Origin of the sequence: Salipiger sp. (assembly GCF_048261495.1) — a bacterium.
Classification (GTDB): domain Bacteria; phylum Pseudomonadota; class Alphaproteobacteria; order Rhodobacterales; family Rhodobacteraceae; genus Salipiger.
The window spans coordinates 1-14960 of record NZ_JBLXFX010000019.1 but is presented as its reverse complement, the minus strand read 5'-3'; the positions used below and the strand labels follow the sequence as shown (position 1 = coordinate 14960).

At 63.4% G+C, this 14960-nt stretch carries 13 protein-coding genes and 1 pseudogene; 2 read left to right on the top strand and 12 right to left on the bottom strand.

Annotated elements, in window-relative coordinates; genetic code table 11:
• Positions 1–2 precede the first annotated feature (2 nt).
• The 9 genes from ACN0RJ_RS22015 to ACN0RJ_RS21975 form a co-directional block, all read right to left on the bottom strand.
• Complete coding sequence (locus ACN0RJ_RS22015) at positions 3–1235, bottom strand: acyl-CoA dehydrogenase family protein (protein WP_417725677.1); 1233 nt, start codon at positions 1233–1235, stop codon at positions 3–5.
• Between the two features lie 93 nt (positions 1236–1328).
• Positions 1329–2552 carry an MFS transporter gene (locus ACN0RJ_RS22010; RefSeq protein WP_417725676.1) on the bottom strand — a complete coding sequence of 408 codons (1224 nt, stop codon included), beginning with the start codon at positions 2550–2552 and terminating at the stop codon, positions 1329–1331.
• Between the two features lie 9 nt (positions 2553–2561).
• A complete protein-coding gene (locus tag ACN0RJ_RS22005; protein WP_417725675.1) occupies positions 2562–3566 on the bottom strand; it encodes an ABC transporter ATP-binding protein in 1005 nt (334 codons plus the stop codon).
• Complete coding sequence (locus ACN0RJ_RS22000; protein WP_417725674.1) at positions 3563–4567, bottom strand: ABC transporter ATP-binding protein; 1005 nt, start codon at positions 4565–4567, stop codon at positions 3563–3565. Before ACN0RJ_RS22000 ends, ACN0RJ_RS22005 begins: the two co-directional genes overlap by 4 nt.
• Positions 4568–4576: 9 nt before the next feature.
• Positions 4577–5389: an ABC transporter permease gene (locus tag ACN0RJ_RS21995; RefSeq protein WP_417725673.1), complete on the bottom strand. Its 813-nt coding sequence runs from the start codon at positions 5387–5389 to the stop codon at positions 4577–4579.
• 55 nt (positions 5390–5444) lie between these two features.
• Positions 5445–6368: an ABC transporter permease gene (locus ACN0RJ_RS21990; RefSeq protein WP_417725672.1), complete on the bottom strand. Its 924-nt coding sequence runs from the start codon at positions 6366–6368 to the stop codon at positions 5445–5447.
• Positions 6368–7831: an MmgE/PrpD family protein gene (locus tag ACN0RJ_RS21985; protein ID WP_417725671.1), complete on the bottom strand. Its 1464-nt coding sequence runs from the start codon at positions 7829–7831 to the stop codon at positions 6368–6370. Before ACN0RJ_RS21985 ends, ACN0RJ_RS21990 begins: the two co-directional genes overlap by 1 nt.
• Before the next feature lie 4 nt (positions 7832–7835).
• On the bottom strand, positions 7836–9452 hold the full coding sequence (locus ACN0RJ_RS21980; RefSeq protein ID WP_417725670.1) for an ABC transporter substrate-binding protein: 1617 nt from the start codon (positions 9450–9452) through the stop codon (positions 7836–7838).
• Positions 9453–9758: 306 nt separating this feature from the next.
• Entirely contained in the window at positions 9759–10304 is a 546-nt protein-coding gene (locus tag ACN0RJ_RS21975) for an MBL fold metallo-hydrolase (protein WP_417725669.1), read from the bottom strand.
• 300 nt (positions 10305–10604) lie between these two features.
• Between ACN0RJ_RS21975 and ACN0RJ_RS21970 the strand changes: the two genes are divergently transcribed.
• Positions 10605–11783: an MFS transporter gene (locus tag ACN0RJ_RS21970; protein WP_417725668.1), complete on the top strand. Its 1179-nt coding sequence runs from the start codon at positions 10605–10607 to the stop codon at positions 11781–11783.
• A gap of 111 nt (positions 11784–11894) precedes the next feature.
• A pseudogene (locus tag ACN0RJ_RS21965) lies at positions 11895–12110 on the top strand (transposase); the annotation flags it as partial.
• 39 nt (positions 12111–12149) lie between these two features.
• Here the strand turns inward: ACN0RJ_RS21965 and ACN0RJ_RS21960 are convergent.
• From ACN0RJ_RS21960 to ACN0RJ_RS21950, 3 genes are all read right to left on the bottom strand, one after another.
• Positions 12150–13237, bottom strand: a protein-coding gene (locus tag ACN0RJ_RS21960) for an IS3 family transposase (protein WP_417725667.1) whose coding sequence is annotated in 2 segments (ribosomal slippage) — positions 12150–12976 and positions 12976–13237 — 1089 coding nt in all. Because the reading frame shifts where the segments join, the coding sequence is not laid out codon by codon here.
• A 317-nt stretch (positions 13238–13554) separates the two neighbouring features.
• On the bottom strand, positions 13555–14580 hold the full coding sequence (locus tag ACN0RJ_RS21955; RefSeq protein ID WP_417725666.1) for a type IV secretion system protein: 1026 nt from the start codon (positions 14578–14580) through the stop codon (positions 13555–13557).
• On the bottom strand, positions 14580–14960 hold a 381-nt coding region (locus ACN0RJ_RS21950; protein WP_417725665.1), incomplete at its 5' end, for a hypothetical protein. The genes ACN0RJ_RS21955 and ACN0RJ_RS21950, both read right to left, overlap by 1 nt.

The window sequence follows — 14960 nt, the reverse complement described above, 5'->3', positions numbered from 1 at the left end:
GATCAGTCCACCGCGCCCGCGTCCGACAGGATGTGCCGCGCGATCAGGTGACGCTGGATCTCGCTCGTCCCGCCGCCGATCTGCGCATGACGCAGGTACTTGTAGAAATGCGTCAGCGGCAGTTCCGAGCTTTCGCCCATCGCGCCGTGGATCTGGATCGCGTGGTCGATGCAGCGCGCGCCCCATTCGGTGCTCACCAGCTTGACCAGCGCCGCTTCGGTCCGCACGTCCTCGCCCGCATCGGCACGCGAAGCCGCCTCGTAGGTCATCGACCGCAGCGCCTTGAGGTCGATGTACATGTCGACCAGACGCCACTGGATCGCCTGCCGTTCAGAAATCGGCTTGCCGAAGGTCGAACGGCTCTTGGCCCAATCCACCGACATTTCGATCGCACGCCGCATCTTGCCGAGCGCCAGCGGCCCCCGCATCAGACGGTCGTGGATCGTCAGCCACTTCTGCCCCAGCCGGAAGCCGTTGCCGACCTCGCCCAGCACGTCCTCTGCCGGGACCCGGCAATTGTCGAAATGCACGATGTACTGCCCCGCGCGCGGGCTGAGCCAGGTGGGGATGCCCGCCTCCTCGATTTTCACGCCGGGATTTTTCCGGTCGACGAGGAACATGGTGATTCCACCGCGCTGACGCTTGTCGGGGTCGGTCACCGCCTGCACCATCAGCACGTCGCATTCGTTTGCGTTCGAGATCCACATCTTGGTGCCGTTGATGACCCAGTCCGAGCCTTCCCGGACCGCCTTGGTCTTCATCATCCCGCCCGGATCGGACCCCGCGTCCGGCTCCGTCTGTGCAAATGCGGTGGTCTTTTTCCCGTCGATCACCGGCTTCAGGTAGTTGTCGATCTGGTCGCCCTTGCAGCCGTAAAGGATGTTAGGGACGTTGGCGAAGGGAAACGGAACGGCGGTGTACATGAACTCTTCCATCGCCACGACCTGCGCCAGTTGCGACAGGCCCGCGCCGCCATGTTCTTCGGGCACAAGCAGGTAGAAGAGGCCGGTTTCCTTCGACAGGCCCATCAGACGGTCCGCCGTCTTCTCGTCGTAAACGTAGCGGAGGTTCAGCGTCTCCTTCACGCCATGGGCGTGGTCCTTGCTGAGCAGGAACTGCTTTTCGAGAGGCAGCAGCTCGTTGCGGACGATGTCGCGCGCCACATCGCGGATCTGCCGAACTTCTTCGGGAAGCTGGAAGGCGCCGAGGTCGGCCTGCGAATCCATCATGTTCATGTCTCTCTCCCTAATTGGATGCAATATAGCATCCCGAATTGCTCACGCCAGCGATTAATTCGGAAATCGGCGGATTTCATGCAATTTTCCCGTTCAGAATCGCGCAAGCCCCCGCAGCGCGGGAAACTTCCGGTACCAGATGAGGGTGGCGCCCAGCGTCACCGCTCCGCCGACGGCGACCGCCACAGGCGCACCAAACATCGCAGCCATCGAGCCCGCCCGGAAATCGCCCATCTGGTTGGAGGCATTCACCGTCACCGAGTTGACCGCGCTCACACGGCCGCGCAGGGCATCGGGCGTATCGAGCTGAATCAATGTCTGGCGGACGTAGACGCTCACCATGTCCGCCGCGCCGTAGAGGTACAGCGCGCCGAGCGACAGTAGGTAGTGTCGCGACAGGCCGAACAGCACGATGGCGATGCCGAACACCCCGAGCGACACGAAGAAGGCCCGGCCGACATGCCAGGGGAACCGGAACCACGCCAGCAACGCACCGACGCTGAAGGCGCCGACCGCGGGCGCGCCCCGCATCAGGCCAAGCGCCTCGGGTCCCACATGCAGGATGTCGACCGCGTAGACCGGCAGAATGCCCATGACGCCCCCGAACAGCACGGCGATCAGGTCGATCGAGATGGCGGCGAAGACTGTCGGCGTCTGCCAGATATGGACGAACCCGCCCAGGAACAGACCGAGCGAAAACGGCTCAGGCGCTTCGATCCGCAGGTCGGTGCGGATGGTCAGCCCGGCCACGGCGGCGACAAGGAAACAGGCCGCGGCCACCAGATAGACCACCTGCCCGCCGACGGCGATCAGCACTCCGCCAAGTGCCGGGCCGACAAGCTGGGCGATCTTGGTGATGGACGAGGCCCCGGCCACCGCATTCGAGAACACCGCACGGTCGACCAGCTTCGGCAGGGTGGAATGCAACGCCGGATGCACAAAGGCATGCGCAGAACCCGAGACGAGCAACAACAGGAACACCGGCCAGACCGCCGCCCCGCCAAAGGCGAACCAGCACCCGATGGCCGAGATCGACAGGAAATGCAGCAGCATGAAGGTTCCGATGATCCGGCGACGGTCGACGCGGTCGGCGGCAACGCCTGCCGGAATCGAGAAACACAGGATCGGCAGGAACATGAACAGCCCGATCAGAGCGAGGTCCATCGGGTCCCCGGTGCGGGCGTAAACGTCCCAGCCCACGGCGACCGAGAGCATCTGGAACGCCGTCACGAGGCAGCCCCGGCAGGCAAGAAACCGAAGGTAGTCTCCGTTCCGTCTCAGGCTCCGGGGGACATCACCGGCTACGGCATCGCTCATTCCGCACCCCTAGCCAAGTTCGGGCTCCATCTGACGGGCATCGGTCCGCGCCAGATGACATGCCGTCCGATGCCCCTCCGCTCCTTGCAGCGCAGGACTCTCCGTCCCGCACCGGTCCATTGCCAGCGGACACCGGGTGTGGAACGCGCAGCCGGGCGGAGGGTTGAGCGGGCTGGGGATCTCGCCGTCCAGAACGGTCTTCTCCTTCCGGGCGGCTGGGTGTGCCGGCAGCGACGCCGCCAGCAGCGCCTGCGTGTAGGGATGCCTCGGCCGGGTGAAAAGCTCTTCACAGGGGGCGTCCTCGACCACCTTGCCGAGATACATGACCACCACATGATCGGCCATGTACCGGATCGTCCCGAGCTGGTGAGCAATGAGCAGGTAGGTCAGTCCGAATTTCGGCTGGAGATCCTTGAGCAGGTTCATCACCTGCGCCCGGACCGACACATCCAGGGCGGAGACCGGCTCGTCGAGGACGATCATCTTCGGTTTGGAGGCCAGCGCCCGGGCGATGGCCACCCGTTGCCGCTGCCCGCCGCTCAGCTCATGCGGAAAGAGGTCGGCCAGACCGGCGGGCAAGCCCACCTCGGCCAGCAGTGTCGCGGTCCGCGTGCGCACCTCGGCCCCGGAGGGCCGCTCGAATGCCGTCATGGGCTCTGCGAGGATCGCGCCGACCCGCATCCTGGGATTGAGCGAAGAATACGGGTCCTGAAACACCGCCTGCACCGAGCGGCGATACTCTCTTGCCTCGTCGCGGCCGAGCGTGGCCAGCGGCTTGCCCTGCCACAGGATGTCCCCGCCGGTAGGCCGCTCCATCTGAAGGATCAGCTTGGCCGTGGTCGATTTTCCGCAGCCGGATTCCCCTACGATGGCCAGAGTCTTGCCCGCGCCGATTGACAGATTGATCCCGTCCACCGCCTTCACCCAGCCGACGGCCCGGTCGCGGATGATGCCGCGGGTCACGGGGAAATGCTTCTCCACCCCCCGGCATTCCAGAAACGGCACCGCCATCATCCCGCCCTCCAGCAACGTGCCATGTGGCCCTTTGAGACCTCCACCGCCGGGGGCGCCTCGATCCGGCACTGGGCCATGCACTTCGAACAGCGCTCCGCAAAGGCGCAGCCGACGGGAAGGTCGTGCAAGGCAGGCGGCTGGCCGGGGATCGCGGGCAGACGCTCCGGCACGTCATCGAGATCGGGCAGCGAGGCAAGCAGAGCCTGCGTGTAGGGATGCTGCGGATTGTCGAAGATTTCCAGCGTGCTGGCTGTCTCGACGATCTGCCCGGCATACATCACCGCCACCTCGTCGCACATGTCGGCCACCACGCCGAAATCGTGGGTGACAAAGATGATCGACATGCCGCGCTCGGCCTGGATGTCACGCAAGAGGTTCAGAAGCTGCGCCTGAATGGTGACGTCGAGCGCCGTGGTCGGCTCGTCCGCGATCAGAAGCGATGGCTGACAGGAAATCGCGATGGCCGCAACCACCCGCTGCCGCATCCCGCCGCTCAACTGGTGCGGCCAGGACGCCATGCGCAGTTCCGGCTCTGAAATCCGGACTGCCTTCAGCGCAGCGACGGCACGGTCCCACAGGCTTTCGCGGCTGCCGCCCTGATGGATGCGGATCGCCTCCATGATCTGATCGCCTATGGTGAAAACCGGATTGAGCGAACTCATCGGGTCCTGAAGCATCATCGAGATTCGCCCACCCCGGACGCGGCGCATCTCGTCGTCGCTGAGGGTCAGCAGGTCCTCGCCTTCCAGCAGGATCTTGCCCGCGACGATCCGGCCCGGGGGGTCCGGCACCAGCCGGATCAGCGACATGGAGGTCGCGGATTTGCCCGATCCGGATTCGCCCACGAGGCCCAGCGTCCTGCCCCGGCCAACCGAGAACGACACGCCGTTCACAGCCTTCACCACGCCCCGGCGGGTGTAGAAGTAGGTATGCAGGTCGCGCACTTCGAGCAGCGGGGCAGTCCCGGCGGCGACGTTTCTTTCCAGTTCGGTCGTGGTCATCCCCGCCCCTCAGATTTGCCGCTGCCGCGGGTCCATGACCTCGCGCAGCCAGTCGCCGAAGATGTTGAGCGAGAGGCAGGTCGCGATGATCATCAGGCAGGGGAACAGCGATACCCACCAATGCGTATCGAGGATGTTGCGCCCGTCGGTCACCATCCCGCCCCAGGACGGTGTCGGCGCCGGAATGCCCACCCCGAGGAAGCTGAGCGAGGCCTCGGTCATGATCACCCAGCCGACCTGGAGGGTGAACAGGACGGCGAGCATGTTCAGCAGGTTCGGGAAGATGTGCCGCAGCACGATCCGCCAGGCAGGAATGCCGATCATCTGCGCATATTTCACATAGTCGCGCTCCTTGATTGACAGAACCTCGGCCCGCGCCATACGTGCGAACTTGCTCCAGACCATCAGCACCATGACGAAGATCAGTCCCGGGATGCTTGCCCCCAGCAACGTCGCCAGCACCAGCGCCAGCAGGATCGTCGGAAAGGCGAACATGGCATCTGTCACGCGCATGATGATCCCGTCCCAGCGTCGGTCGTAGCCTGCGACGATGCCCAGCAGCGTACCCACCGCTCCGCCCAGCAGCAGCGCGACCAGCCCGACGGCGATGGACACCCGGGTGCCGTAGATCAGCCGGCTCAGGATGTCCCTGCCCAGCTTGTCGGTGCCGAGGAGATGCTCTGCCGTACCGCCGTCCATGAAGGCGGGAGGCGCCAGCTTTTGCAGGAGCGCCATGGCGTTCGGATCGTGCGGCGCCAGCGTGCCCGAAAACACCGCCATCGCGCCCACGCCGAGCAGGATCGCGGATGGCACAAGCGGCACAGGGTTTCCCGAGCGGCGCTTCGGCGGACGCGCCGGGCGTTCTGCGGGCAGGGTTCTAGCTTCCATAGCGGATCCTCGGGTCGAGCCAAGCGTAAAGGATGTCCACCAGCAGGTTCACGCTGATCGACACGGCCGCGAGCAGCAGGACGATGGCCTGGATCAGCGGGAAGTCGTGCCAGAGCACCGCCTCGTAGGCGAGCCGCCCCAGACCGGGCCAGGAGAACACCGTCTCCGTCACCACCACGCCGCCGACGATCAGCGCGAAATAGAAGCCGACGAAAGTCAGCACCGGCAGCACCGCGTTGTGCAAGGCGTGTTTCCAGATCACCCGCGCCTCGGACAGTCCCTTGATCCGCGCGAGCTTCACATAGTCGCTGTCGAGCACGTCGAGCATCCCCGACCGCACCAGCCGCGTGATCCCGGCCAGCACCATGCTGGAGCCCAGCGTCACGGCGGGCATGATGAGGCTCTGCCATCCGGTCTGGCCAAAGCTCGGCAGCCACCGCAACTGAACCGAGAAGATCAGGATCAGCAGCACGCCCATCGCAAAGTTCGGCACCGACTGTCCGAAGAGCGCAATCACGCGCGCCACCGTGTCTATCCACGTGCCCTTGCGCACCGCCGCGACGATGCCGAGCGGAAGCCCAACGACCACGGCGATGGCCATGGCGGCGGCGGAGAGGAGGATGGAGCTTGGCAGCCGCTCCCCGATCAGCTCGGTCACAGGTGCGCTGGTCTTGATCGAAACGCCGAAATCGCCCTGTAGCGCATTCGCGATGAAATAGCTGTATTGCACCACCAGTGGCCGGTCGAGACCGAGTTGTTCGCGCAGCCGCGCCGCGTCTTCCTCTGTCCCGAACTCGGGCAACAGGAGCATCACCGGATCGCCCGACATCCGCGCCAGCATGAAGACGACGACACTGACAACCAGCAGCGTCACCAGACCCTGGAAGCAGCGGCGGAAGATGTAGCGGCCCATCAGCCTGCCACCCGTTCTTGAACCCGCGCCACCGCCGGATCTTCGCGCAGCAGCGCGGTCAGCTCGCGCATGTCCCGGAGGGTTTCGAGACGGGCAACCAGCGCGATCATCGCCTCCACCCGATCGGAGGACACCGGCACGGCAGCATGTGTCGCGCAATCGCGGGTCTTGTCGGCCAGATCGGCCCAGTCCACCGGGTTGAGCGGATGCCCGAGCGGGTACTCCACCCGCTTGGTAAAGGTGCCCCGCCGTGTGCGCACCTCCAGCACCGCGGCCGCCGGGACATGTGCGTCCAGCGACGGGTCGACCAGCGGAGAGACCTTGTTCGCAACGCCGATCACCTCGGGATCGCGGATCGCCTCCGGTGTGAAATCCTCGATCTTCATGCGCCGCCGGACCAGCGCCACCGCGACCGTGTAGGGCATGGAGAACTGCGCATCGACAAGCGTGCGCGGGTTGCGCTTGACCTCCAGCGGGTCGAACTGGCTGTGCTCCTCGCGCTCGACATGGGCGACGACTGCCTCGATCTCCTCGGCGCGAAGATCATGCTCGACTGCCAGCGCGAGCGCCGCGTCGATATGGCCGTGGTTGAAGCGGCAGGTCGGGTATGGCTTGAAGCTCAGCCTGTCGCCCTCGAACCTTTGACCAATCCCGTCGGTCAGCGCCACCGGGTCGTAGCGCCCCTGGTTGTAGGTCGCATAGAGCCCGCGCTTGCCTTCCAGCGCATTGCGTGCCGCCGTGATCCCCCGCGCAGCCATCAGCGCTGACAGCACGCCTCCCCGCGCGGCGAATCCGATGCCCATGCGCTTGGCCACGGCCCCGTCGAGATTGGTCTGCTGGTTTCCCGCCGCCTGCGCATAAGCCAGACCCAGGGCGTGGGTCATCTGCTCCTCGGTCAGTGCCAGCAGCTTGCCCGCCGCCAGTGCGCAACCGAAAAATCCGTAGACCAGTGTCCATATGAACCCGGCCGGATAGGCGGGCCAGGCCAATCCCAGGCGGCTGACCATGTCGGTCCCCAGCGCGACCGAGGTCAGGAAGTCCTTGCCGCTCACCCCACCCATCTGATCGGCCAGCGTCAGTGCGGCGGAGATGGTGGAAACCGAGGGATGCAGATGCGCGATCTCGTGCGTGCTGTCGTAGTCCAGCGCATGCGCCATCGCACCATTGGCCAGGCAGGCATCCAGCAGCCCGACCTTGCCGCCATGCACGAAGACCGACGCCTCGGGCCGCCCGCCGAGATCGCGGGCAAGGTCCACGACCTCGGGGACCCCGGCAGACGCACTGCCCCCCAACACGCAGCCGAGGTAATCGAGCATGTCCATCTTGGTCGCCTGAACGGTCGAGACCGGGAGATCGCGAAATCTCGTACCGACCGCCGTGCAAGCAAAGGCGCAGGAAGCATCCAAGGTATCGGTCCTTCGGTCGGAGTTGGTCGCCCCGCCCGGATCAGGCGGGCGGGGCACGGCATCACCGCGAGCGGATGACGTCCGTCAGGCGGATGCCGTAGGGGCTCTTGCCGAGGTTCCAGGCCGCGATCTTCTCGGGGTTCGCCGCATAGAGGCTGTCGATCTCGGCCATGCCGCCACCGAAATGCTCGTCGCGGATATAGGCCGCGACATCGGCCGTGGCCTTGCCATAGGTCTCGATATCCGGCGCGGCGGCCGCGTCCTCGATCATCTTCTCAAGTTCAGGGAAGGCCACCTTGCCGTCCGGCGTCACCCCCTTGGAGCCGTTGCCCTTGCTGTGGAACTGACCGTACTGAACCGGCTGGACCAGCGCACGCTGGCCGTAGTTCTGCACCGCGACGTGGTTGGCCACCTTCGCGGGGTCCATCATCTCGGCCCGGAAGGTCGAGAAGGTGGTGTTGTTGAGGTTGGTCTTCACCCCGATGGCATTCCAGTAGCCCGCGATGGCTGTGGCGGCGTCCACCAGCTCCGGCACCCCGGCCCGGCTGAACAGGTCGATATCGACCGTGACATCCCCTTGCGGCCAGCCTTCCTTGAGCAGCGCTTTTGCCCTTTCCGGGTCGTAGGGATAGATCTCGCCGGCGCGATAGCCCACGGCCCAGTCGCCGTAGGCACCGCCGTCCGACTGTATCTTGCCGTAACCGCCGAAGATCCCCTTGACGATGGCATCGCGGTCGATTGCCAGCATCAGCGCCTCGCGTACCTTCTTGTTCCCAAGCGGCACGTCGGGGTTCCACATGCCGTACAACATAAGGTTGATCGACGTTGCCCCCGACTTGGCAAAGATGGTGAAGCCGTCCGCATCGAGATCCGGCGCCCTCTGACGGCTCACCTCGATCACGTCCACCTGCCCCGACTTCAGCGCGGCGACCGCGGCGCTTTCTTCGGGCAGCACGAAGATGTTGAGATGATCGAAGCGTGGCTTGCCGAGCAGCCAGTGCTCGCCTTCGATGGCATCGAACTTCATGTGCGTATCGCGCCGCAGGTCCGTCAGCCGATAGGGACCCGTCCCGATGGGCGCGTCGTTGAAGGCCTGTTCGCCGGCCTCCTCGAAATAGGCCTTCGACATGACCATGCCTTCGGTCCCGAGAGCCCGGGAGAGGTCATAGAGCAGGAAGGCATAGGGTTGTGCCGTGCGTATGACCAGCTTGAGCGGCTCGACCGCCTCGACCGATTTCACGTTCGAGCGCAGCGAACCGGCATAGGTCGACTTGCTGTTCTCGGAAGCGAACCGCTCGATGGAGAACTTCACGTCTTCGGAGGTCAGCGGGCTGCCGTTCTGGAACGTCACCCCGTCCCGCAGGATCACGGTATAGACTGTTTCGCCGTCGCCCTCTTCGACGGTCCAGTCTTTGGCAAGGCCACTGGTCTTGTCGAGATTTGCCTCCAGATCGCAGCCGATCAGCCATTCGTACATGAGCGACAGATACACCCGTTCGGACGTCGGCGCCTGCGTCGGGTCTCCCACCTGGCGCCCGAGCGCGGGCATCGCGACGTTCAGAACATCGAATGCCTCGGCTCCGGCTGTCAGCGCCATGCTCGGGGCCAGCGCGGCCGTCAGCACCCCACCAGTCCCGGCGATGAATGCACGGCGCGAAATTCCCGAAAAGTCAGTCATACCGGTCTCCTCTTCCAGCAAGCTGCCGGGACAGAATAGATGGATGCGATTTTGGATGCAATAAAAAATCCAAAAAATTCGTCCCGTGAAGTCACCGCCGACCCGCATCGCGTTGGTTGGCCAAACGGTTCCGCCGGCCGCGTCACATCGCAGCCAGGAGGCGCCGGAATCGTGAAACCACTTCGGCTTGCATCAACCCGAAGGCGTTCCAGTCAATGCGGCGGAGTCTGCCGGGGTCTTCCGCGAACCGGTCCTGTCGTTCAACCCACGAGGGGGTGGCGTCGAAGCGCGGAGACATGTGACCGGTCACCCGAACCGCGACACCTGCGGGCCTGCGGCATCGAACACCCGGCGCGCCTGCGGAAACGCATGCCGGATCCGATCGGGTGCAGTCGCTTCCTGTGCACCGCTCATCCAGAAATTCCACTCTGGCTCCGGAACGTGAATCCTGGCTTGAGGGAATGCGAGACCTCGCCGCGGTCCGGTCAGGCCAAGGATGTGGTCGCCGTGGAAATGCGTGATGACTATGTCTGTGACATCGTGAACGCCGAAACCCGCCGCCGCGAGGCCTTGGGTCAACAGGCCGGTGCATCCGGGACCGCCCGGCCCGAAGCCCACATCGAACAGGATCAGTTCTCCGTCACGTTCCAGGCCGAAAACCGTGACGGTCAGGGTGAAATTGCCTTCCGCCATGCCGGAGCCCCGCAGCGCCAGGGCCACCGTCTCGGGCGCTGCGTTCCGGACAAGGTCCGGTTTCAACGGCCGGTGATTGCGCCCCTCGTGAAATGCGTAGAAGGTCAGAAGTCCAACCCTTGTCCTGTGCAAGTCGGCGGATGGTGTGTTCAGGCTCATTCGTCGCTCCTTTTGCCTTACCGTGCAATTGTCCGCATAGGCACCTGCGCCGCGAACGGCCGCGCCGACGGTCACCTTCGGCGCATCGCGGAAGAGATATGGTTTCGCAGTGCTAGACTGTCGCATCGCGCGCACTTCCCGATGAAGATCAAGATTTCTGCATTATATCTTGCATGCAGTATTGTGAGTGGATTAGTAGCTGCATGCAAGCACATCCGCCCAAGGCGGAGGCCGCCAGCCATGCAGACTATTCGTGTAGGGCGGGACGGGCCCGCATCCTTCCGACGGGAAACACTGGACATGGCGCAATTCGCCGCGACAAAAGCCGTTCTCGTCTATGTGGCGGTGTTCTTCCTGACCAGCATTGCGCTGCGCGGCGGCAAGCTGCTAGTGGCGCTCGGGGCCCTTCACCTGGGAGCGAACGCGTTTCTGGTTGGCATTCTGGCAGCCGGTTTCGCGGTCATGCCGCTAATCCTCTCGGTGCCCGCCGGGCGCGTTGCGGACCGGATCGGACCGCAACGGCCAATCCTGTTCGGCAGCTGCGCGATGGCGCTTGCGCTAGTCCTGCCGGTCCTGTACTATCATTTGGCCGTTCTTTTCCTGTGTGCCGTGCTGCTGGGACTTGGACAGATCGCAATCCAGATTTCGGTCCACATCGCCGTGGGCCTCATCAGTACTGCCGAGCAACGGTCCGGCAATTACGCCACTCTAACGCTTGGCGTCTCGGTCGCCGCCTTCGTCGGGCCGCTGATCGTCGGCGCAACGTCCGATCATTTCGGTCTTCAGCCTGCCTTCGCCGTGTCCGCAGCAATGGCGGTCCTGATCGCCCTGCCCGCCTTGCGATTCAGCCGCAGCATCGCGTTACCGCCCGCGAAAGCACGCGACCGCAAGGGAGAGCACCTCCTGGATCTGGTGAAGGGCCGCGCTTTGCGGCAAGTCATTGTGATGAGCGCGGTCGCAATGACCGGCGTGGAGCTCTTCGCCTTCTACATTCCGGTCTACGGGACGTCGATCGGCCTCTCGGGGACGACCATAGGGATGGTGCTGGCCGCCTACGCTGCAGCGGCCGTCTTCGTCCGCCTCGGCGCCCGCTATCTTCTGAAGGGCCGGGACGAAGCACTTGTCCTTTGTTTCGCCATGCTCGTATCGGCCGGGGCGTTTGCCTTGCTACCCGTCTTTCCGAACGTCCATGCCTTGTTGTCGCTCTCTTTCCTGCTCGGGCTCGCACTTGGCCTCGCCTCGCCTCTCACGCTGTCGCTGTCCTACAGCCGGGCACCCGAGGGCCGGTCAGGCGAGGCGCTGGGACTGCGTATCACGGTCAACAAGATCACGCAGATTGCGGTACCTCTGACTTTCGGAGCCTTAGGGGTCGCGTTCGGCGTCGCGACGGTTTTCTGGGGAAATGCGGTGATCCTCCTGCTCGGCGGACTGATTTCTGCGGCCGGACTTAGGCCTCGACCAGGGGGTTCCGCAGAATGATCGCCGCGAAGGCGTTCTTTTTTGCTCAGGCCCGTAATCTCATGGTCTCGCATTGTGAACGGCCCCCCGTTTCGACCGGACACTTGGGCATAACCATGGAGGCTTAGGCATATGCCTGAGCACGTGCTTATGTCTGAGATAGATATCATCACCGATGGCGGCCGTCGACGCCGCTGGACTGCCGCCGAGAAGCTGCGGATCGTGGAAGAGACGCTGGACGACCGAGCCAGCATCTCGGTGGTCGCGCGCCGCAATGGCGTGGCGCCGAACCTGCTGTATCGTTGGCGCCGGCTTATGCTCAAAGGGGGGAGTGTCGCTGTGTCCGAGGGTAATCTCCCCATTTTTAACGGGGCGCATTCGTAGAACTTACGCGGCCATTTTCAGCTTCATGACGGGTGTGATGCCGCCGATGCCCATGTTTGGACGATCGTTGTTATATGTCCAGAGCCATTGTGTAGCCTGATCCTGTGCCTCCTCGATGCTCTCGATGATGTATTGATCCAACCACTCGTGCCGAACCGTCCGGTTGTAGCGCTCGACATAAGCGTTCTGCTGCGGTTGGCCGGGTTGGATGTGCTGGATCGTTATACCCTGCTTCTCAGCCCACATTCTGAGCTTCTCGCTGATGTATTCGGGGCCATCATCCACCCGAATGGTGCCGGGCTTACCGCGCCACTCGATGATGCGGTCCAGGCTGCGAATGACCCGCTCTGCGGGCAACGGGAAGTCCACCTCGATCCCCAGCCCTTCTCGGTTGAAGTCGTCCGGCACATTTAGCAGCCGAAAGGCACGGCCGTCGCCGAGGCGATCCGCCATGTAGTCCATCGACCAGGTCACATTGGGCGCGTCTGGCACCGCCAAGACATCAGGCTTCTCCCGTTTCAGCCGCTTTCGGGGCTTGATCCGCAGGTTCAGTTCCAACTCGCAGTAGATCCGATAGACGCGTTTGTGGTTCCACGGGTGACCTTTGACGTTCCGCAGATGCAGGAAACACAGGCCAAATCCCCAAGTCTTTCGCGCATCTGTCAGCCCCGTCAGCAGATCGGCAATCACCTCGTTCTCGTCCTTCAGCTTTGGGCTGCAACGATAACAGGTCTCGCTGACCCCGAAGGCCCGGCACGCCAGCGCGATGCTCACGCCCCGTCGTTCCACCGTCGTTTCGGCCATCTCGCGCCGTTGAGATGGCCGATCTACTTTTTTCCAAGCGCTTCCTTTAACAGATCGTTCTGCATGCTCAGCTCCGCATACATCCGCTTCAGCCGGCGGTTCTCTTCTTCCATCGCCTTCATCTGGCTAACCATTGACGCATCCATGCCGCCATACTTGGCACGCCATTTGTAAAACGACGCATCGCTCATACCATACTCGCGGCAAAGCTCGGCAACCGGAACACCGCCTTCGGCTTGCCGCAGGATCGCAAGGATCTGCGCCTCAGTGTATCTGCTTGTCTTCATTCAAAATCTCCTCAAATATCTTGCCGAGAAAATTCTACTTTTGAACACCACTAATTTTAGGGGAGATTACCGCCTGAGCTTTCCGATCCTGCGCAAACGCGTCGGGTTCTGACCCTGCTTCTGCCGTCGGAATACTAACGACCCCGCTCCCCCAAGGACCGCTCTTGACCGCCCTTGCAAAAAGGCGGTCCTTTCGCATTGGCGGGTTCCAAGGGATGCGATGATCGCGTTCCGCCCGCCTCAGCCATTCCCATTGCCTCCATAGAATGGCGTCGGGTCTAGTCGAAAGACTAATGGGCAGGCTTTCGACTTGCGTCCTAGGACACAAGCCGCCGGGCCCTTTCAGCAATTCGAGAAATCGTTCCAGCACTCCGCTGAGCGGTAAACAGAGTCAATGATGGCGCCTGTACGATCCCTCGGCCGACAATCTCCCCGGTCGTCAACGCACCTACCCGTGCACGCTCCTTGACCCCGGCTGTATTCTCCATGCCGCGGACCATACCCGCCGCCCCACCAAACACGTTCGGCCCTACCACCACCATGAAATTCCCCGACAGCCCGCGCACTATGAGCGGCGTCGCGGCAACGAAGCCCTTTGCCAGGAACACCATCACGAAGAACGGAATGAGCGAGCCGATATTGGTCGCGGAACCCGGATCGCCGAGCTGCGCGAGGAGCGCATTTGCCATGCCGACGACAGTCGAGAACATTGCCGCGATGACGACGGGGTAGAAGGCATGGCTGACGGTGGTCGAGACCCAGCGGTGGAAGAAATCCTTCGTCGCCTCGAAGAGCGAGAGCGCGATCATGACCGGTGCGAGGCCAAGCATGAGGGTCAGCATCATCTTGGCGAATATCAGCACGATGCCGGTCATGAAGCCGAGGAGGCTCAGGAGCACAAGGCCGATGCCACCGAGGATCGCGCCGGTCATCCAGTTGAGGTTGCTGCCGATGGCGTTCAGATACTGGCTGAACTTCTCGATCAGGAAGTCAAATTCAGAAGCAAAGTAGGTGGCCCCTGCCCCGCCGCCCCCCACGGACGAGATCAATGCGCCCGCGACATAGTCCAAGCCTCCGATCACCGCGTTGGCGACCGCATTGAATTGCACCCAGTTGAAGGCGAAGAGCCCGACCAGCAAAAGCTTCAGGAGGTACCAGAAGAAGCTCGCGCCATCCATGCTGCGGTACTGGAAGGCCATGTTGATGAAGAGCCCGATGGCCGAGAGGGTCACCATCAGCAGGACGATCGTGCCGATATTGCTCGCGACCGCCCCGAACTGGGACTCCGCGGCATCGGCGAGGAAGGCATCGGCCGTTCCGACCATCCAACTGACGACACCCATTACCAGTTACCTTGGCCTTCGCAGATCTGTCGTACGCCGGCTTCCAGCGACTTGCGTGTATCGACCCACTCAAGCCGCACTGCGGTATGATCTGGTTGTGGCAGTGCATCGAACCGATCTTGGTACTCTTTGTCAGCACCATCCCATGCCGGAAATCGAACCTCGCAGGAACAGTCCCCAGTTTCTGCGATCCGCTCCCAAGCCCGCAACTCGTATAGGTCCATCATCGTCAGCGCCTTGTAAGCCTCGCGCGGATGCAGTTCATCCATCCAGGCAGGGCGCGCGGGGCGCTCGTTGCAGATGCGGTACTGCTGCGGCGCCATGTCAACGGTGAGGTCGGTCGACACTTCGGGCGCGCCCTCGGCCAATGCCGGACCGGC